The organism is Brevibacterium sp. S111, assembly GCF_004745075.1.
Lineage (GTDB): Bacteria > Actinomycetota > Actinomycetes > Actinomycetales > Brevibacteriaceae > Brevibacterium.
In genome coordinates this window covers 342,666-360,315 of record NZ_RHFH01000001.1, presented here as the reverse complement: position 1 = coordinate 360,315, position 17,650 = coordinate 342,666, and the positions used below count along the sequence as shown (strand labels likewise).

At 66.7% G+C, this 17,650-nt stretch carries 15 protein-coding genes and 1 tRNA gene; 11 read left to right on the top strand and 5 right to left on the bottom strand.

Annotated elements, in window-relative coordinates:
• Positions 1-82 precede the first annotated feature (82 nt).
• Positions 83-1,465, bottom strand: a complete 1,383-nt coding sequence (locus tag EB836_RS01725; RefSeq protein WP_135537374.1) for an MFS transporter — start codon at positions 1,463-1,465, stop codon at positions 83-85.
• A gap of 129 nt (positions 1,466-1,594) precedes the next feature.
• Here EB836_RS01725 and EB836_RS01720 point away from each other — a divergent pair, with 129 nt between their 5' ends.
• The 6 genes from EB836_RS01720 (at position 1,595) to EB836_RS01695 (ending at position 8,075) form a co-directional block, all read left to right on the top strand.
• Positions 1,595-3,082 (top strand): fumarylacetoacetate hydrolase family protein, encoded by a 1,488-nt coding sequence (locus tag EB836_RS01720; RefSeq protein WP_135537373.1) that lies wholly within the window; start codon positions 1,595-1,597, stop codon positions 3,080-3,082.
• Between the two features lie 62 nt (positions 3,083-3,144).
• Entirely contained in the window at positions 3,145-3,819 is a 675-nt protein-coding gene (locus EB836_RS01715) for a GntR family transcriptional regulator (protein WP_240689547.1), read from the top strand.
• Positions 3,816-5,321: an aldehyde dehydrogenase gene (locus EB836_RS01710; RefSeq protein WP_135537371.1), complete on the top strand. Its 1,506-nt coding sequence runs from the start codon at positions 3,816-3,818 to the stop codon at positions 5,319-5,321. The genes EB836_RS01715 and EB836_RS01710 overlap by 4 nt, the downstream gene beginning before the upstream one ends.
• A gap of 49 nt (positions 5,322-5,370) precedes the next feature.
• Positions 5,371-6,483: a 3,4-dihydroxyphenylacetate 2,3-dioxygenase gene (hpaD, locus tag EB836_RS01705; RefSeq protein ID WP_135537370.1), complete on the top strand. Its 1,113-nt coding sequence runs from the start codon at positions 5,371-5,373 to the stop codon at positions 6,481-6,483.
• Positions 6,484-6,516: 33 nt separating this feature from the next.
• A complete protein-coding gene (locus EB836_RS01700) occupies positions 6,517-7,302 on the top strand; it encodes a fumarylacetoacetate hydrolase family protein (RefSeq protein ID WP_135537369.1) in 786 nt (261 codons plus the stop codon).
• Positions 7,287-8,075, top strand: a complete 789-nt coding sequence (locus tag EB836_RS01695; RefSeq protein ID WP_135537368.1) for an HpcH/HpaI aldolase/citrate lyase family protein — start codon at positions 7,287-7,289, stop codon at positions 8,073-8,075. Before EB836_RS01700 ends, EB836_RS01695 begins: the two co-directional genes overlap by 16 nt.
• A gap of 60 nt (positions 8,076-8,135) precedes the next feature.
• Here the strand turns inward: EB836_RS01695 and EB836_RS18590 are convergent, their stop codons facing one another.
• Complete coding sequence (locus EB836_RS18590; RefSeq protein ID WP_135537367.1) at positions 8,136-10,115, bottom strand: LPXTG cell wall anchor domain-containing protein; 1,980 nt, start codon at positions 10,113-10,115, stop codon at positions 8,136-8,138.
• 774 nt (positions 10,116-10,889) lie between these two features.
• Between EB836_RS18590 and EB836_RS01685 the strand changes: the two genes are divergently transcribed.
• Both EB836_RS01685 and EB836_RS01680 read left to right on the top strand, forming a co-directional pair.
• Complete coding sequence (locus EB836_RS01685; RefSeq protein WP_240689538.1) at positions 10,890-12,254, top strand: PrsW family intramembrane metalloprotease; 1,365 nt, start codon at positions 10,890-10,892, stop codon at positions 12,252-12,254.
• 9 nt (positions 12,255-12,263) lie between these two features.
• A complete protein-coding gene (locus EB836_RS01680; RefSeq protein WP_135537366.1) occupies positions 12,264-13,454 on the top strand; it encodes a MarP family serine protease in 1,191 nt (396 codons plus the stop codon).
• 90 nt (positions 13,455-13,544) lie between these two features.
• Here EB836_RS01680 and EB836_RS01675 read toward each other — a convergent pair whose 3' ends face one another.
• From EB836_RS01675 to upp, 3 genes are all read right to left on the bottom strand, one after another.
• Positions 13,545-14,486 carry an endonuclease/exonuclease/phosphatase family protein gene (locus EB836_RS01675; RefSeq protein WP_135537365.1) on the bottom strand — a complete coding sequence of 314 codons (942 nt, stop codon included), beginning with the start codon at positions 14,484-14,486 and terminating at the stop codon, positions 13,545-13,547.
• A gap of 102 nt (positions 14,487-14,588) precedes the next feature.
• Positions 14,589-15,407 (bottom strand): winged helix-turn-helix domain-containing protein, encoded by an 819-nt coding sequence (locus tag EB836_RS01670; RefSeq protein ID WP_135537364.1) that lies wholly within the window; start codon positions 15,405-15,407, stop codon positions 14,589-14,591.
• A gap of 327 nt (positions 15,408-15,734) precedes the next feature.
• Positions 15,735-16,373 carry a uracil phosphoribosyltransferase gene (gene upp, locus EB836_RS01665; protein WP_135537363.1) on the bottom strand — a complete coding sequence of 213 codons (639 nt, stop codon included), beginning with the start codon at positions 16,371-16,373 and terminating at the stop codon, positions 15,735-15,737.
• A 72-nt stretch (positions 16,374-16,445) separates the two neighbouring features.
• Between upp and EB836_RS01660 the strand changes: the two genes are divergently transcribed.
• From EB836_RS01660 to EB836_RS01650, 3 genes are all read left to right on the top strand, one after another.
• Complete coding sequence (locus EB836_RS01660) at positions 16,446-16,994, top strand: tRNA adenosine deaminase-associated protein (protein WP_135537362.1); 549 nt, start codon at positions 16,446-16,448, stop codon at positions 16,992-16,994.
• 44 nt (positions 16,995-17,038) lie between these two features.
• The gene (locus tag EB836_RS01655) at positions 17,039-17,470 is read left to right on the top strand and encodes a nucleoside deaminase (protein ID WP_135537361.1); all 432 of its coding nucleotides are present in this window, start codon (positions 17,039-17,041) and stop codon (positions 17,468-17,470) included.
• An 87-nt stretch (positions 17,471-17,557) separates the two neighbouring features.
• Positions 17,558-17,648: transfer RNA gene (locus EB836_RS01650), tRNA-Ser, on the top strand.
• Positions 17,649-17,650 lie beyond the last annotated feature (2 nt).

Sequence of the window (17,650 nt, the reverse complement as noted above, 5' to 3'; positions counted from 1 at the left end):
CACGTCGTCGTGATACTCGAATGCTATCAGTTCATATACGATCGAGCGTTTTCAGGGTGGCACTCGTCACCGTCGTCGCAGGTCACTGGCGAAGAGCCGCTTCGGTGGCGGAAGTCGCCTGCCTCCGCGAGCCGATCCCGATGATCGGACTCACGGCCTGCTCCTCCTCGTGGTCGGGGCCCAGCGGGATGCCGGTGCGATCGCGCAGCAGCAGAGTCGCGACCAGTGCGAGCGCGGCCACGACACCCAGATACACCGCCACCGAGGTGGTCGTGCCCGTCTCGGACACGAGAGCTTTCGCGATCGTCGGGGCGAAGGCGCCGCCGAGGATCGACCCGATCGCATAGGACACCGACACCCCGGAGAAGCGGACGCTGGAGGGAAAGAGCTCGGCGTACATCGCTGGCTGCTGACCGTAGGTGAAGCCGAGGCCGACGGTGAGGATGACGAGGCCGAGCAGGAGCATGCCCAGTGATCCGGTGTTGACCAGCGGGAACAGCGAGAAGATGCCCACGAGCAGGAAGGCCCAGCCGAGCAGGTAGGAGTTCCGCCGCCCGATCTTGTCCGACACCGCGCCGGCGAGGATCGTGAAGATCAGCCAGGACACCGCCGAGGCGGCCACCGCCCACAGCACGGGACCGCGCTCGAGGCCGATGGGTCCGGCCGGATCCGTGGCGTAGTTCTGGATGTATCCGCCGGTGGTCATGTACCCGGCGGCGTTGTTGCCCATGAACACGAGCGAGGCGAGGATGACGAGCAGCCAGTGGCCCCTGAAGAGCTTGCCCAGCGGGTTCGACACCTGTTCCTTGCGTGCGGCGATCTCATGGAAGACGGGGGACTCCTCGACTCCGCGGCGGATCCAGTAGCCGATGAGGACGAGCGCGATGGACAGGAAGAACGGCACTCGCCACCCCCACTCGAGGAAGGCGTCGCCCGGAGCGATCGAGGTCATCAGCGCGAGCACACCCGAGGACAGGAGCAGGCCGATGGACACGCCGATCTGCGGGAAGGAACCGCGCAGTCCGCGGGACTCCTCGTCCGCGTGCTCGACGGCGAGGAGGACGGCTCCGCCCCATTCGCCGCCGGCCGAGATGCCCTGGATGATACGCAGGACGATGAGCATGGCCGGGGCGATGACGCCGACGGAGTCATAGGTCGGCAGGGCGCCGATGAGAGCCGTGGCCGCGCCCATGGCGATGAGTGTGATGATGAGGACGGCGCGACGGCCGAGCTTGTCGCCGAAGTGTCCGGCGAGGAAGGCGCCCAGGGGGCGGAAGAGGAAGCTGATGCCGACCGTCGCGAAGGCGACCATGGTCGACAGGGTCGACCCGAGCGGGCCGAAGAAGAGCTCGTTGAAGATCAGCCCCGAGGCCGCGGCGTAGAGGAAGTAGTCGTACCACTCGATGCTCGTGCCCACGATCGTCGCGAACGCCACTCGGGTCTGAGTGTGCTTCTGTGCTGCCATGACTCCTGTGTCCTGTCGTGCGTCTGCGGTGCATCCCGACCGCATTCTCTGTGGTCTGGATTACTTGTCGCTGGGAACCGTATCATATACGATTCATTGTGAAGCCAATCGAAATGAGGTGTGAGATCGATGTCGACTCCAACTGGTGTTCCCGTCCGTCCCGGCAAGATCATTGCCGTTCATGTGGCCTATGAGTCCCGCGCGGCTCAGCGCGGAAAGCGTCCCGCGCAGCCGTCCTACTTCCTCAAGACCGCGAGCTCAGTCGCCGGAACCGGGGAGACCATCGAGCGGCCGGCCGGAACCTCGCTGCTCGCCTTCGAAGGGGAGGTCGCCATCGTCATCGGCACCGCCGCCCGCGGCATCACCGAGACCGATGCCTGGTCCCATGTGGCCGGAGTGACCGCGTCGAACGACTTCGGCCTCTACGACATGAAGACCCCGGACAAGGGATCGAACGTGCGCTCGAAGAGCCGCGACGGCTACACCCCGCTGGGCCCCGAGCTCATCCCCGCCGCCGAGGCGGCCCCCGAATCCCTGCGCATCCGCACCTGGGTCAACGGCGAAGTCGTCCAAGACGACGGCACCAGTGCCGAACAGCTCATCTTCAGCCTGCCGCGCATCATCGCCGACCTCAGCCAGCACCTCACCCTCGAACCCGGCGACGTCATCCTCACCGGCACCCCGGCCGGATCCTCGGTCGTCGCGCCCGGCGACACGGTCGAGGTCGAGGTCACGGCCGCCTCGGCGAACGGAGGGGAACTGAGCTCCGGTCGTCTGAGCACCACCGTGGTCGAGGGCCCCGGCGGATTCGACGAAAGCCTCGGCAGCCTGCCTGCCGTGAACGAGACGCTGACCGTCGACGCGTGGGGCTCCCGCGAAGCCGCGGGGCTGCCTGCCGAGGACGCCGCGGCGACCGTGGAGGGCGGACTCGGCGAGGATCTCGTCGCCAGGCTCACCGAGGCCCCGACCGCCGGGCTGTCCGCGCAGCTGCGAGCTCGCGGACTCAACAATGTCGTCATCGAAGGCGTGGCCCCGCTGCAGCCGGGAGCGAAGGTCGTCGGGACCGCGAAGACTCTGCGTTTCGTGCCCAATCGTGAGGACCTGTTCAAGTCCCACGGCGGCGGCTACAACGCGCAGAAGCAGGCCTTCGACTCCATCCGCCCCGGAGAGGTCATCGTCATCGAGGCCCGCGGCGAATCCGGTTCGGGCACACTCGGCGACATCCTCGCCCTGCGCGCGAAGTCACTCGGCGCCACCGGTGTCATCACCGACGGGGGAGTCCGCGACTCCGCCGAGGTGGCCGGCATCCTGCCTGTGTTCGCCACCGCGAAGAACCCCGCCGTGCTCGGCCGCCGCCACGTGCCGTGGGAGTCGGACGTGGCTGTGGCCTGCGGCAACGCCACCGTCCTGCCCGGTGATGTCATCGTCGCCGACGACGACGGAGCCATCGTCATCCCGCGCGACCTCGCCGAGGAAGTCGTCGACGCCGCCCTGGCCAAGGAGATCGAAGACGGCTGGGTGGCCGACCAGGTCGCCGCCGGCAACCCGATCGAAGGGCTCTTCCCGCCCAAGGGCGAGTGGAAGGCGAAATTCGAGGATTGGAAGGCCTCCCGGTGACGACCGAGACCCCGTCACCCGCGTCCGCCCCGTCGCCCGCGTCCGCCTCCTCCACGGCCTCGCTGAGCAAGGCCGAGACGGCGTATCGGTGGATCCGTGAACGCGTCGCCGACCAGACGTATCAGCCCGGGCATAAGCTCGTGCTCGCGCAGATCGCGCTCGCCCTCGACACCTCGGTGGTGCCGGTGCGCGAGGCGATCCGCCGGCTCGAAGCCGATGGGCTCGTGACCTTCGAACGCAATGTCGGCGCCCGCGTGGCCATGGTCGATCAGGGCTCCTACGCACAGTCGATGGACACCGTTGCGATCCTCGAAGGGGCGGCGGTCGCCCAGGCCAAGGACCACCTCGGCGCCGCTGATCTCGACGCCGCCGAGGAGATCAACGATCGGATGCGGGTGCTGCTGACGGACTTCGAGCCGTCCGAATTCACTCGGCTCAACCACGAGTTCCACGAAGCGCTCTACCGGCGCTGCCCCAACGAACGGCTGTGCACCCTCGTCGGACTCGAATGGGATCGGCTCTCGCACCTGCGGGATTCGACGTTCTCCTTCGTGCCCGAACGGGCGCTCGAATCCGTCGAGGAGCACTCCCGCATCGTCGCGCTCATCCGGGCCCGCGCCTCGGCTCAGGAGATCGAACGGGCCGTGCGCGAGCACCGTTCGGCCACACTGCACAGCTACCAGAACCTGCAGATGACCACCGCTTCGACCACAGAACCACGAAAGGACAAGTCATGACACAGTCCATCACCCCGCCGGCCGATATGCCGGAGAAGATCCGCCACTACATCGGCGGCGAGTTCGTCGACTCGATCGACGGGGACGAATTCGACGTCCTCAATCCGGTGACGAACGAGCCCTACATCAAGGCCGCCTCGGGTAAGAAGGCCGACATCGAGGCCGCTGTCGCCTCGGCGAAGAAGGCCTTCGATGAGGGCCCGTGGCCGACGATGCTGCCGCGTGAGCGCGCCCGCATCCTGGGCCGGATCGCCGATATCGTCGAGTCCCGCAAGGACGAGCTCGCCGCGATGGAGTCCTTCGACTCCGGTCTGCCGATCACTCAGGCCAAGGGTCAGGCGGCCCGGGCGGCGGAGAACTTCCGCTTCTTCGCCGACCTCATCGTCGCCCAGGTCGACGATGCCTTCAAGGTCCCCGGGCGGCAGGCGAACTACGTCAACCGCAAGCCCATCGGCGTGGCCGGACTCATCACCCCGTGGAACACTCCGTTCATGCTCGAATCCTGGAAGCTGGGACCGGCGATCGCGACCGGCAACACCGTCGTGCTCAAGCCCGCCGAGTTCACTCCGCTCTCGGCCTCACTCTGGCCCGGCATCTTCGAAGAGGCCGGACTGCCCACCGGTGTCTTCAACATGGTCAACGGCTATGGCGAAGAGGGCTTCGCCGGCGATTCGCTGGTCAAACACCCGGACGTCCCGCTCATCTCCTTCACCGGCGAGTCGGCGACCGGGCAGACGATCTTCGCCAATGCCGCTCCCTGGCTCAAAGGCCTGTCGATGGAGCTCGGCGGGAAGTCACCTGCCGTGGTCTTCGCCGATGCGGACCTCGACGCGGCCGTCAACGCCACGATCTTCGGCGTCTTCTCGCTCAACGGCGAACGCTGCACCGCCGGTTCGCGCATCCTCGTCGAGGACTCGATCTACGACGAGTTCGTCGAGCGCTACGCCGCCCAGGCCAAGCGTGTGAAGGTCGGTCTGCCCTCGGATGAAACCACCGAGGTGGCTGCGCTCGTCCACCCCGAGCACTACGAGAAGGTCATGTCCTACGTCGAGATCGGCAAGACCGAGGCCCGCCTCGTCGCCGGCGGCGGACGGCCGGACGGCTTCGAGACCGGCAACTTCGTCGAACCCACCGTATTCGCCGATGTGGGACCCGATGCTCGGATCTTCCAGGAGGAGATCTTCGGGCCCGTCGTCGCCATCACCCCCTTCTCCTCCGACGAGGAGGCCCTGGAGCTGGCCAACAACACGAAGTACGGTCTGGCCGCCTACATCTGGACCTCGGATCTCAAGCGGGCGCACAACTTCTCGCAGGCCGTCGAGTCGGGCATGGTGTGGTTGAACTCGAACAACGTCCGTGACCTGCGCACCCCCTTCGGCGGAGTCAAGGCTTCGGGCCTCGGCCACGAGGGCGGCTACCGTTCGATCGACTTCTACACGGAACAGCAGTCCGTGCACATCAACCTCGGCGAGGTCCACAACCCGGTCTTCGGCAAGCAGTGATCCCGCCCGCCGTCATTCCTTCGACTCACTGACCCTTTAAGGAAAACCCATGTCCACTGCCATCCCAACCCCGTCCGTCCCCGCTCCGGATGTCCTGCGCTGCGCGTATATGGAACTCGTCGTCACCGACCTGAAGAAGTCGCGTGACTTCTACGTCGACGTGCTCGACCTGCAGGTCACCGAGGAGGACGAGAACACCGTCTACCTGCGCTCGATGGAGGAATTCATCCACCACAACCTCGTGCTGCGGCAGGGGCCGGTCGCCGCCGCGGCCGCGTTCTCCTACCGCGTGCGCACCCCCGAAGACGTCGACCGCGCCGAAGCGTACTACCGCGAGCTCGGCTGCGAAGTCCGCCGCAGCAAGGACGGCTTCGTGCGCGGCATCGGCGATTCGGTGCGCGTGCAGGACCCGTTGGGCTTCCCCTACGAGTTCTTCTATGAGGTCGAGCATGTCGAGCGCCTGGCCTGGCGCTACGACCTGTACTCGCCGGGAGCGCTCGTCCGGCTCGACCACTTCAACCAGGTCACCCCGGACGTGCCGAAGGCCGTGGACTACATGGAGAAGCTCGGCTTCCGTGTGACCGAGGACATCCAGGACTCCGAGGGCACCGTCTATGCGGCGTGGATGCGTCGCAAACCGACCGTCCACGACACCGCGATGACCGGCGGTGACGGCCCGCGCATGCACCATGTCGCCTTCGCCACGCATGAGAAGCACAACATCCTCGCCATCTGCGACAAGCTCGGTGCGCTGCGACTGTCGGACTCGATCGAGCGCGGACCCGGACGCCACGGCGTCTCGAACGCCTTCTACCTCTACCTGCGTGACCCGGACGGGCACCGGATCGAGATCTACACCCAGGACTACTACACCGGTGACCCCGACAACCCGCGCGTGACCTGGGACGTCCACGACAATCAGCGTCGCGACTGGTGGGGCAACCCGGTCGTGCCCTCCTGGTACACCGATGCCTCGCTCGTGCTCGACCTCGACGGGGCGCCGATGCCGGTCCTCGAACGCACCGACGACTCCGAGATGGAAGTGACCATCGGCGCCGACGGGTTCTCCTACACCCGGCGTGAGGACGCGGACTCGAAGTTCGGTGCCCGCTCGGGAGCCGATGACGGCGAGGACGAGTTCAAGCTCGGTCACCAGCTGTGACCGACTGCCGGCCACAGCGCAGAGAGGATGACAATGCTCGATGAGACGACGATCGCGGCCATCGCCGACGATCTCGCGGAAGCCGAGCGGACCCGGTCGAAGATCGGTCTGCTCACCGCGAAGTACCCGGACATGACCGTTGAGGACTCCTACGCGGTGCAGAACGAATGGCGCCGCCGCGGAGAGGCCGAGGGCAGACGGCTCTTTGGCCACAAGATCGGACTGACCTCGAAGCCGATGCAGCAGGCCACCGGCATCAGCGAACCCGACTACGGGGCGATCTTCGCCGACCAGGTCTATGACACCGGGTCCGTGATCGATCACTCGAAGTATTCGGGGGTGCGCATCGAAGTCGAACTCGCCTTCGTGCTGAAGGACGAGCTGCGCGGACCCGATGTCAGCCTCTTCGACGTCCTCCGCGCCACCGAATACGTCATCCCGGCGCTCGAGGTCCTGTCCTCGCGCATCGAGATGGAAGGGCGCACGATCGTCGACACCATTTCGGACAATGCGGCGTTGGGTGCGATGGTCCTCGGCGGGCGGCCGGTCGCCGTCGATGCCGTGGATCTGCGCCGGGTCAATGCGCTGCTCTACCGCAATGAGACGATCGAGGACTCCGGGGTCGCCGCCGCCGTGCTCGATCATCCGGCCCGCGGCATCGTGTGGCTGGCGAACAAACTCGCCGAACACGGCCATGTGCTGCAGGCCGGGGAGACGGTGCTGGCCGGGTCGTTCACCCGCCCCATGTGGGTCCATCCCGGCGACACCGTCCACGCCGACTACGGAGAACTGGGAGTCATCACATGTCGTTTCGCGTAGAACTTCCGCAGACCTTCGCCGACCGGGTCGCTGGCCTCGACGAAGGACAGCACCTGGCCGGGATGTGGGTGTGCTCGGGTTCGCCCGTGGCCGCCGAGATTGCGGCAGCCTCCGGAATGCAGTGGGTGCTCATCGACGCCGAGCATTCGCCGATCGGACTCGAGACCACGGTGAGTCTGCTGCAGGCGATGAACGGCTATCCGGCCACCGCCGTGGTCCGGGTGCCGGTCAACGATCGGGTGCTCATCAAGCAGTACCTCGACCTCGGTGCGCAGAACCTGCTCGTTCCGATGATCGACACGAAAGCCGACGCCGAGGCGGCTGTGGCGGCCATGCACTATCCGCCGAGGGGTGTGCGCGGGGTCGGTTCGGCCCTGGCCAGGGTCTCCCGGTGGAACGCTGTGGACGGGTACCTGACGCGGGCCGCGGAGTTCGTGTCTCTGACCGTCCAGATCGAATCGGCGACCGCGGTCGACAATGCTGCGGAGATCGCCGCCGTCGAGGGCATCGACCAGATCTTCGTCGGGCCCTCCGACCTGGCGGCGTCGATGGGGCTGCTCGGCCAGCAGACGCATCCGGATGTCACGGACGCGGTGGCCAGGACCTTCGAGGCGGTGAAGGCGGCGGGCAAACCCGTCGGCGTCAATGCCTTCGATCCGGAGCAGGCGCAGAAGTACTTGGATGCCGGGGCCTCGTTCGTCCTCGTCGGCGCCGATGTCGGACTGATGATGAACGGTGCCCGAGCCTGGGCGAAGACCTGGGTCCAGGACTGAGCACACCTCACCCCCGTCCGCGAACATGCGGTCGGGGGTGAAGTGCATTTGCCGTCGGCCTCATTCCTTGTCGCGGCTGCGACCTGTCAGGAGCAGGACCGTGGAGCCGAGGCCGACGAGGACGATGCCCATGCCGATGAGCATTCCATTGCCCGTGGCGCCGGTGCGAGGCAGTTCGGCCGGTGGGCCCGGGGCCGCCGGGGTCTCGGCAACCGGTGCGACCGGTGGGGTCTGCGGCTTCTTCGGGGCCGCGGGCTGCTCAGGCTGCTCGGGAGGCGCTGGGGGAGTCGTCGGCTGCTCAGGCGGGGCCGGGGATTCCGGCGGAGTGCTGGGTTTCTCCGGTGGTGCCGGCGGGGTGCTCGGCTTCTCCTCGGGCGGACGGTGCACGGTCTCGGCCGGGACGCCCCAGTCGCTCGTCCATGCCGCGTTGACATCGCTGCCCGCGATCTCTGTCACATAGGTGACCCACCCGACCGGCATGTCGATGGCTTCGGTGCTCACCTCGGCGTGACCGTCAGCGTCGGCGACGACGGTGAAGTCCTGCACGGACAGTTCCTCGCCGTCGGGCTTCGCGGACTGCTCGGGCTCATCCTCCACGTGGTAGGTGGTGACGGTGAGCACGGCTTCGGATCCGGGGTGCAACCCGGTCACAGCCACCTCGTCGTGGGTCGATGTTCCCTCGAGCACCGCCTCGGTGTCGGCCTGCGGAGTCCAGGGGACGAATCCGGTCTCGCGGGGCTGACCGTGGATGCCCTTCCATTCCTTCGTTGCCGTGTCCCCGGCGATCGTCTCGGTGAAGTACAGCCAGCCGCGGAAATCCTCCGGCACACTGATCTCATCGGAGGTGTGCGTGCCGTTGCCGACCTTCTTCGAGGTCACGGACCCGATCGCGCGGGCATCGTCGTTCTTCGTGCCCAGTGTCGGTCGTGCAGCTGTCTGCCACAGAGTGTGTTCGACAGTGACGGTGTGGTCGCCGATGAGTCCGGAGACGGTGAACTCATCGGTGACGGCATCGCCGGGCGTCGGAGTCTGGTCCGAGATCTCGGTGGTCACCTTCGGCTGGGAACTCAGTTCGAGGGTCGCCTTGTCCGCGACTTCTGCGGGACTGTCAGGGGTGATGACCCGCTGGACCCGGGTGCCCGAAGTCGGTTCGAAGACGCGCACGGTCTGCGGGGCGACCTTCGCGGAGGCGGTGACCGACAGGGTGCCGGGGGCGCTCGCCTGCAGCGTCGTAGTCACGGCTTCATCCCCGGTGGTCAGCGTCGTCGGGACGTCTTTCGCCCCGGCCGCCTGGAGCGTGATGGGGACATCGGGAACCTGTGCTCCGGAGGCGCTGGTCAGCGAGATCGTCAGCGTCGCCTCGTCGGTGGGGGTGCCGAGGATCTTGCCCTTGTCGGTATCAGGCTCGGGTTCAGGCGTGTCGGAGTCAGGTGTCTCGGAGTCAGGAGAAGAGGAGGACTCCGCGACCGCATAGGGCTCGAGCACGGGCATCTGCAGGACTGGTTCGAGGCTGATATCGAGCGTGTACGGGCCCGCGTACTTCTTCGCCTTCGCAAGGATCGTCGAGTGCTGTTTCGCAGCACTGTCGAACTTCTTGCCCAGGTCGCCCGGTTTCTGTGGAGGCACCTTGTGATCATGGGGGAGTGCCTTGTCGAGACGGGCCATGGCGCTCAGCGCCGCCTGCACGTCCTTCGATTTCGAGTCGGCGTATTCGTGCAGAGCCCACGCGGTGCGGGCCGAAGTCACCTGTTCGGCTTCGGCGCCCTTGAAGTACTTCGCCAGCGGAGACTTCTTCCCCGCATCGATGCAGTAGGCCGAGGTGTCCGGGAAGGTCCGATACGAGCCGTACCAGGTCTTGCCCTGCTTCGCATGGTGCCAGATGCCCGGTCCGTAGGCGTTCGGCGCGGTGAGCACGGGAACCTCGCCGAGGCTGACCGGCGGGCCCGCGGCCATCGCCGGGCCCAGCCCGATGAGTGAGGCCACGGTGAGGACGGTGAGGAGCAGTGCGGTGCGCAGCGATGCGAGTCTGAGAGTAGTCATGGACCGATTCGACATGGCACGTCCGTCGCTGGGCCAGAGCTGTCGGAGCGCCTGTGGAAACGGGGTCCTGTGTCCACAGGTTTCAGCGTTCGAGTCGACGATGATCAGGGCGTCTCCGGGTGGGAGAGTGGGGTGGCCTGGGTCTGGCGCCTCCGGTCGGACTTCGCGCCGAAGCGGCCGCATCAGCGCCCGAAGCAGTCGCCGTCAAACCGTCTGCTGTCCACAGCCGAATACGTTCGAGTCGGATTTCGGCTGACATTCGCAATAGGTGGCAGTCGGCTGAAGTGTTGCTGGACGGATACATGGCGCGGGTCTCTGCCGACGACGTTCGACCATAGACTTGTGGGGAGCGGTACATTCCCCATCGAAGAAGGACGATCTATGTCGGCACAGAACGGTCCCGGAGCGCAGGGTCCGAACCAACCCGGAGTGCAGCGATCCCAGCCGCCCCAGGTGCAGGATCCACGGAACCCGAACGCTCCGTCCGCGCCCGAGCCGCAGGTGCCGCAGCAGGGCCAAGTGCCGCCGGGGCAAGTGCCGCCGCAGTCGCAGTCACAACGACCGCAGAACAACGATCGGTTCCGACCTCGGCCTCAAGGCACCCAGCAGAATCCGCAGCAGGTACCTGCCCAGGCACCACAGCCTGTGCCTGCACCGGGTCAACCGATGCCGGGCGTGCAGGCACCTCAGCCTGTGCCAGCACAGGGCCAGCCGATGCAGGGCCAGCCGATGCCGGGCCAGGGCAGTCCTTCCTTCCAAGGACAGCCTCAGCCCATGATGCATGGCCAGTCTCAGCCGGCTCACGGCCAGCCGATGATGCACGGCCAGCCGATGATGCCCGGGCAGCCGATGCCGGGCCGACCGCCGGTGCAGGCACGCGTCTACGCGCAGCCGCGCTTCGCCCCGACAGTCACCCAGGAGATGCGGGTCCGGGCCGGGATGCAGGCACCCCAACAGGTGGTCACCGAGACCCCGTGGACAGGTGCCGTGCGGAAAGCACAGCCGGAGACCGCACCCGATTCGACCGGCAACATCATCCGGCTCGTCGCCGCCGTCCTCGTCCTCGGCATCCTCCTCGTCGGACTGGGCGGCCTTGCGCTCCTCGGCGGACTGAGCTTCGGGGCACGACTGTTCGCCCTCATCGGGCTCTCAGCGATCCCGCTCGTCGGCATCATCTCCTATGTGCTCTGGCTCGACCGGTGGAAACCGCAGCCGAAACTCATCCTCGGCATCTGCCTGCTCTGGGGCGCCGTCGCTGCGGTCATCCTCACCCTCGGCTTCTCGCTCGTCGGCGACATCGCGCTCTACCTGGTCGGCATCAACGGGGTTCCCGACGTCATCGGTGCGGTCATCCAGGCCCCGATCCTCGAGGAATCGACGAAGACCGTCCTCCTGCTCGTCATCGTCCTCGCCGCCCGCCGGTACTTCGAGGGTCCTCTCGACGGGCTCGTCTACGGCGCCCTCATCGGCGCAGGTTTCGCCTTCACGGAGAACATCCTCTATCTCGGCCAGTCATGGAACGACGGTCAGCTCGATGCGCTGAAATGGACATTCCTCCTGCGCTGCATCGGTTCGCCGCTGCTGCATACGACGTTCTCGACCTGTGCGGGAGTGTCCATCGGCTTCGCCGCCCGCAAATGGCCCTGGTGGTCGCTGATCCTCATGTGGCTGCCCGGCCTCGTCCTCGGCATGGTCCTGCACGGTTTCTGGAACGCCTCGATGTCGCTGTTCAGTCTCATCGGACCGCTCATCCAGATCATCGGCCTCATCGTCATCAGCGTCATCCTCTCTGCCGCCTGGGTGACGCTCGGACTCGTCCTGCGCCGCAGCGAACGCATCCACACACAGAACATGCTCGGCGACTACGCGAACTCCGGCTGGCTCACTCACGCTGAAGTCGACATGCTCGGCACCTGGAAGGGGCGGAAGAACGGCCGTCAGTGGGCGAAATCCTTCCCGGGCGGCAAGGACGAGATGAAGACGATGATCCGCACCTCGGGAAAGCTGTCGACGACCCGCATGCGAGTGTTGGCAGGCATCGGCGGCGATCAGGAACGCAAGATCGAGCGGGCCGAACTCCAGCAGTTCGCCGACGCCCGAGACAGACTGCTCGCCGCCTCCAAGCGGACGGTTCGGTAAGTTCGTCCGGTGACAGTCCTCGACATCCTCCTCATCATCTTCGGCGTCGGCGCGCTCTTCGCCGGTTTCCGCCAAGGATTCATCACCGGGCTCGGCACCGCGGCAGGCTTCGTCGTCGGCTGGATCCTCGGTCGGCTGCTCTCCCCGCTCGTCGAAACGCTCAGCGAAGGCACGAGCGCCATGGACAACCCCGGCGTGCTCATGCTGCTGGCGTCCATGCCGCTGGTCCTCAGCGTCCTCTTCGCCTTCGCCGGCAGCGGCATCGGCGCATGGATCAGACGCTCAATGGATTCCGAGCTCGGACAGGGCATCGACGCCATCGGCGGCACCATCACCGCCGGTATCGTCTACATCCTCGTCGTCTGGCTCGCTGCCGGCTTCATCCGCACCACCCCGCTCGTCGACCCCAACCGGTGGGTCGCCGACTCGGCCGTCATCGCAGCCGTTGACCGCACCATTCCCTACTCCTCCCAAAGCGCCCTCGGCGGTCTCGCCAAAGGACTGAGCGCCTCGGGCTTCCCGCAGGTGTTCTCCGGCCAGACCGAGCAGATCCGCGGCGTCGGCGAACCCGACGAAGCCGTGGTCGACGTCGGCCGCGACGTCGAGGACTCGGTCGTGAAGATCACGACCACAGCGACCTCCTGCGCCACCGGTTCCGAAGGCTCGGGATTCGTCTATGAGGACGGACTCGTCGCCACCAACGCCCACGTCGTGGCCGGGTCCTCGGAGCTCGCCGTCCAGGTGGGAGGAAAGGGCCGGCCCTACCGCGCCGAGGTGGTCGGATTCGAGGCCGAAGCCGACGTCGCCGTGCTCCGTGTTCCGGGGCTTCAGGCTCCCGCCCTCGACTTCGGCGATGGACTCGGGCCCGGGGACGACTCCGTGGTCGTGGGCTTCCCCGCCAACGGTCCCTACACGATCTCACCGACCCGTGTGCGAGAGAAGATCAATGCACGCGGTCTCGACATCTACGATTCGAAATCGGTGGTGCGCGAAGTGTATTCGCTGCGTGGAATCGTCCGCGAAGGCAATTCGGGCGGCCCGCTCATCGATGATCAGGGCGATGTCGTCGGCATGGTCTTCGCCCGATCCGCCACCGATGATGAGACCGGCTACGCTCTCACGCGCGCCGAGATCGCCGACGAACTGCGGGCCGGAGCGAACAACCGCAGCCCGCAGCCGACCGGACAGTGCACGAACTGAAACGTGTGCACGCAATGACCCGTGGGCCCGAACAGAATTGCGGACCCGCATACAAGCGCGCACTCGAACGGAAGCTCGCGATCCCGCAGATTACTTGAGGTCGAGCCCGGCCAGGACGGCGCGGTGATCGCTCGACCCGCGTTCGAGCACCTCGTCCGAGGTGGCAGCGAAGCCGCGGTAGAGGACGTGGTCGAGCCGGGTCACGGGGAACCGGGCAGGCCAGGTGAAGCCGAATCCGCCACGGGCCTGTACGCGGGAGTCTTCGAGCGGGGGAACCAGGCTCTTGAGATTGTTGTCCGTCGATGCCGTGTTGAAGTCACCGGCGACGATGACATGCTCGGCGTCGTCGGTCTCGACGCTCGTGGCCAGACGACGCAGTGCGGCATTGCGCATCGATTCGTGTCCCGGCCGCACCGAGGGCATGTGCACAGCATAGAAGCGGATGTCGCCGTCGTCGGTCGAGACCGTTGTGGCGAACGCACGCGGCCACTGCAGGCCCAGGTCGACCTCTTCGGGCTCGGACATCGGCCACTTCGACCACACGCCGACGGTGTCGAGGACCTGTGCGTGGGCGAATGAGGAGTCGAGCTCTTTGTGGATGATCTTGCCCGACAGGGATTCGAGCTCCTGGATCGTGACGATGTCCGGGTCGTGATCGACGATATTCTGTGCCGCCGCCGTGGGTTGAGGCATCCGGGCGCCCACATTGTGGGTGGCCACGGTCAGATCCGCTTCACCGGAGTCCTCATTGGGCAGCAGCGCCGGACCGAACATTCCCGTCCACACCAGCGTCGGCACGAGGAACCCGATGGCCGACAGCCACGAGAACCGGATGAGGAACATCAGCAGCACGAGCGCGAGGAGGATCCCCGTCCACGGCAGCACCGATTCGACGATGAGAGCGATGCCCATCCGCGTCGGCAGCAGTTCGTGGAGAAGCAGGAACGCCGCATAGAGGATCCCGAAGATCAATGCGGTGATGCCCTTTGCGGGACTGTGCCGTCTGCGCGGTGAAGAATATGCCTGGTTCATCGATCAACGATCTTAACCGGGAAGTCTGGCCCCAGGCTGGGTGGGTGGTGCGATGCGTCTCACAGTCAGCTCGCGCCCGGTGCGGACGCTGCCGCCACCGCGTCAGTGACGCGCGGTGGCGCTCCACACCGTGACATCCGGGTGGGTGTCGTATCGGTAGCCCGAACCCCGCATGGTGCGCACCACCGAGGCATATTCGCCGAGGCGGCGCCGCAGTCGCCGGATGTGGACGTCCACGGTGCGTTCGTCGGGGACTTCGCCGCCGGACCACACGGCGCTGATGAGGTCTTCGCGCGGCAGGGTCTCATCCGCATGCGTGACGAGGGTGGCGAGCAGATCGAATTCCTTCGTCGTGACATCGACGAGGTCACCGTCGACGCGGACCTCCCGGCGGGGGATGTCGATGCGCAGACGTTCGGATGCGGCATGCGTGTAGGCGTCTCCGGCACGGCCTCCGAAACCGCGCGGTGCGGGAGCCGCCGGCGCAGTCTCGTCCCGCAGCGTCGGCGGGTGGATGCGGTTGGGAATCCGCGAGCGCACGGGGCCGTGTGTGGCGGCCGGGGCGCCGGTGGCGGCCGGGGAACCGGTGGCCACGGCCCGGACGGCGTCGATGTCGCTGCCGCGGCCCTCCGGGGCCAAGGCGATGACGGCCTGGGTCTCGGCCTGGCTGGCCAGTTCCTTCGCATAGGCCTGCAGCTCACCGGCGATGGCCGAGAGGTTCGTGCCGTCGGCGGCGGCCTTGGACTCGTCGAGTCCGATGTAGACGATGATTCCGCGAGCGGCCTTCGGGGAGGGAACGACCCCGGCCGGCCCATAGGTGTGCGGGGGGTTCTGCGGGTCGACTGCGCTCAACCTGGCTCCTGCACGTCGAGTGGCCACGGCACTGCGTGGGTGGACGTAGGCGGGTTCTGGATTCGGCATGACTGTCCTTTGCTCCGATCATCGGATCGAGATGACTGAATGAGTCCGCTGCTTGCGTCTACTCGTTCGGGGCCGGACAGCGGGAGGGCGATCACCGACCACGAACGCAGGGCATGCACATGGCTGCCGCAGGCATTCGCTGTAGTTCGATCACTGAAGTCATGGCTTCATTATTTGTCACATTGCGCTGGCGCTGCAATGCAACGGCCGAAAATGAGACGACTGTGACGGTTTATGACGAAACGCTCGCCGAGGCGGCCCGTCGAACCCGTCATCGGCGGGCTCCTTCGCCCGCGGGGTGTCAGCCGACATCGCCTCCGTGCGGGGTCAGTCGACGATTCCGTACATCCGGTCCCCGGCATCGCCGAGGCCGGGGATGATGTAGCCCTTCTCGTTGAGCTTCTCATCGAGCGCGGCCGTGTAGATCTTCACTTCCGCGGCATCGCTGTAGTCGGCTTCGATGCGGCGCACCCCCTCGGGGGCGGAGACGAGACACACGGCGGTGACGTCGCGAGCACCGCGGGCGAGGAGGAAATCGATCGCCATGGCCAGGGTGCCGCCGGTGGCGAGCATCGGGTCGACGACGAAGATCTGCCGGCCCGTGAGGTCGTCGGGCAGCCGATCGGCATAGGCGCTGGGCTCGAACGTCGTCTCATCGCGGACCATGCCGAGGAAGCCCACCTCGGCGGTGGGCAGGATGCGCAGCATCCCGTCGAGCATGCCCAGGCCGGCGCGCAGGATCGGGACGACGATGGGGCGGGGCTCGGCGATGCGGGTGCCGGTGAATGTCGACACGGGGGTCGAGATCTCCTTGTCTTCGACCGCCACCGACCGAGTCGCCTCGTAGGCCAGCAGCATGACGAGCTCTTCGGTGAGCTGGCGGAAGCGGGCGGAGTCCGCGTTCCGATCGCGCAGGGCAGTGAGTTTATGGGCGATGAGCGGGTGATCGGCTACGTGAAGATGCATACCCAAATGGTACGGGAGAACTCGGTGCCCCCGGCAGTGGTCAACACGCGGCGAAGCGTTCACAATGGAGGCATGTCGTACTTCACTGAGATCCTGACCGATTCCGGCGATGGCTACCGTGCCCTCGATGTCGACGTCCGCGATGCCTCCGACCTCGACGATCTCGTCGACACGATGCGCGGAGCGGCAGGTGATGACGGCGAGGCCGTGGCCGTCATCGAACACGAAGACGAATGGTTCGGCCTCGTGCGCCTGTGCGCGGACAACGAGGTCAAGGTCTTCCTCTCCGATCTCGTCGCCGTCGAGGCGAGCCCGTTCGCAGAGATCTTCGCCGACTTCCTCGACTCCCGGCCCGACGCCTATGAGGCCGAGCCCGAAGAGGACTTCGGCATCGACGTGGATGAGGCCGCCGAGGATGAGGACGAGGAAGACGAGGTCGAGATGCTCGAGCTCGACCCCGACGCCGAATGGGGAGGGGACGCCGACATCTACGCCGATCGGGGAGTGTCTGCCGCGACCCTCATCGAGCAGGTCGAGGCGTACCGTTCCGACCCGGCTCGCGTCGTCGCCCACGTCGGTGAGACCGTCGGCTTCGCCGACCAGCTCGAGGCCGCACGCTGAACCCGGCTTCCCCAGATGCGGACGAGGCGCAGCTGTTCGAATGGATGGGACTCGCCCTCGCCGAGGCGGCGCGGGCGCCCGCTCATGACGACGTTCCCGTCGGGGCCGTCGTCCTCGACCGGGTCGGCACTGTTATCGGGCGCGGTCACAATCGCCGCGAAGTCGACGCCGATCCGCTCGGCCATGCCGAACTCATGGCCATCGCCGAGGCCGCGACGACCACCGGTCGCTGGCGCCTCGACGATGCCACGCTCGTCGTCACCTTGGAACCGTGCGCGATGTGCGCCGGCGCCCTCGTCGGCTCCCGCATCTCCCGGGTCGTCTTCGGTGCCTTCGACGACAAGGCCGGCGCCGTCGGTTCGGTCTGGGATCTGCTGCGCGACCGTGCCGCACTCCACCATCCGACGGTGAGGTCCGGGGTGCGGGCGGCGGAGAGCGCGGACCTGCTGCGGGAGTTCTTCTCAGCTCGGCGATGACTGACTCCCAGGGGCCCGTGCTGACGTGGCCCACCTCACGCTGACTCGATTTGGCCGCGGAAAGTGCACCGCTGTACAGTTGTCGGCGGTGGCGTGTCCGAGCGGCCGAAGGTGCGACACTCGAAATGTCGTGTAGGGCAACCCCCTACCGTGGGTTCAAATCCCACCGCCACCGCCATG

Excerpts from the sequence above, each read along its gene's own strand:
- EB836_RS18590 (WP_135537367.1), bottom strand. The coding sequence starts at position 10,115 with ATGACTACTCTCAGACTCGCATCGCTGCGCACCGCACTGCTCCTCACC.
- EB836_RS01710 (WP_135537371.1), top strand. The coding sequence starts at position 3,816 with ATGACACAGTCCATCACCCCGCCGGCCGATATGCCGGAGAAGATCCGC.
- EB836_RS01670 (WP_135537364.1), bottom strand. The coding sequence starts at position 15,407 with ATGCCGAATCCAGAACCCGCCTACGTCCACCCACGCAGTGCCGTGGCC.
- hpaD (WP_135537370.1), top strand. The coding sequence starts at position 5,371 with ATGTCCACTGCCATCCCAACCCCGTCCGTCCCCGCTCCGGATGTCCTG.
- EB836_RS01660 (WP_135537362.1), top strand. The coding sequence starts at position 16,446 with ATGTCGTACTTCACTGAGATCCTGACCGATTCCGGCGATGGCTACCGT.
- EB836_RS01700 (WP_135537369.1), top strand. The coding sequence starts at position 6,517 with ATGCTCGATGAGACGACGATCGCGGCCATCGCCGACGATCTCGCGGAA.
- EB836_RS01725 (WP_135537374.1), bottom strand. The coding sequence starts at position 1,465 with ATGGCAGCACAGAAGCACACTCAGACCCGAGTGGCGTTCGCGACGATC.
- EB836_RS01655 (WP_135537361.1), top strand. The coding sequence starts at position 17,039 with ATGGGACTCGCCCTCGCCGAGGCGGCGCGGGCGCCCGCTCATGACGAC.
- EB836_RS01685 (WP_240689538.1), top strand. The coding sequence starts at position 10,890 with ATGATGCATGGCCAGTCTCAGCCGGCTCACGGCCAGCCGATGATGCAC.
- EB836_RS01695 (WP_135537368.1), top strand. The coding sequence starts at position 7,287 with ATGTCGTTTCGCGTAGAACTTCCGCAGACCTTCGCCGACCGGGTCGCT.
- upp (WP_135537363.1), bottom strand. The coding sequence starts at position 16,373 with ATGCATCTTCACGTAGCCGATCACCCGCTCATCGCCCATAAACTCACT.
- EB836_RS01720 (WP_135537373.1), top strand. The coding sequence starts at position 1,595 with ATGTCGACTCCAACTGGTGTTCCCGTCCGTCCCGGCAAGATCATTGCC.
- EB836_RS01675 (WP_135537365.1), bottom strand. The coding sequence starts at position 14,486 with ATGAACCAGGCATATTCTTCACCGCGCAGACGGCACAGTCCCGCAAAG.